The 786-nt window shown below is 68.8% G+C and carries 1 protein-coding gene; it reads left to right on the top strand.

The window, feature by feature from the left end:
• Nucleotides 1-145: 145 nt before the first annotated feature.
• Nucleotides 146-786, top strand: a 641-nt coding sequence (locus tag PV419_RS52940; RefSeq protein WP_319701258.1) for an IS5 family transposase, incomplete at its 3' end; no start/stop codon positions are given.

Here is a 786-nt window from a genome sequence, read left to right as displayed (position 1 = left end):
TAAGTAGCTGTTGTCTTTTCGATCTTGGGTGGTGGCGGTCGAACGCGGATTCCCGGTCGGGTGATCCTGCCGTGGCGAGAGCATGAAGACGGGGCCTCCTGAACAGCTCGTGGGTGTCGAATCCATAGAGCACCAGGAGGCCCCGGTGCCGCAGTCTTCCGTGTCGATGGCCGGGCAGTCCAACCTGGCTGCTCCATCGTGTGATTGCCTCGCGCATGTGTACGGCAACGCGGCCGACCGGCCTGAGCGGCAGCGCCGGTATCCGTCGGACATGACGGACGCGGAGTGGGTGGCCATTCGGCCGCTGCTGCCGGTACCGGGCTGGATGCGCGGCCGGGGCGGCCGACCGGAGGCGTACTGCCAGCGCACCATGCTGGACGCGGTCCGCTACCTCGTGGACAACGGGATCAAATGGCGCGCCATGCCGGCCGACTTCCCGCCGTGGGACCGGGTCTACGCGTTCTTCCGCCGCTGGCGCGACCACGCTCTGATCGCAGAGTTCCACGACCGATTGCGCGTGCGGGTCCGCATCAGGATGGGGCGGGACGCGGAGCCGACGGCCGGGGTGATCGACTCGCAGTCCATCAAGGCGGACGCTGTCGTCGGTTCCGACAGCCGCGGCTTCGACGGCGGCAAGCTGATCAACGGGCGCAAGCGGCACGTCGTGGTCGACACCCTCGGGCTGGTGCTGGCCGTGATGGTCACGAGCGCGGACACCGGCGACCGCGCCGCTGCCGAGGTCCTGCTTGCGCAGGTGGCCGGCGCCCACCACTGCCTTGCCCTCAT

The sequence above is a fragment of the Streptomyces sp. ME19-01-6 genome, assembly GCF_033793745.1.
Classification (GTDB): Bacteria; Actinomycetota; Actinomycetes; order Streptomycetales; family Streptomycetaceae; genus Streptomyces.
Note: the sequence above shows the minus strand (reverse complement) of the source record. Positions and strands in the feature narration are given on the sequence as shown.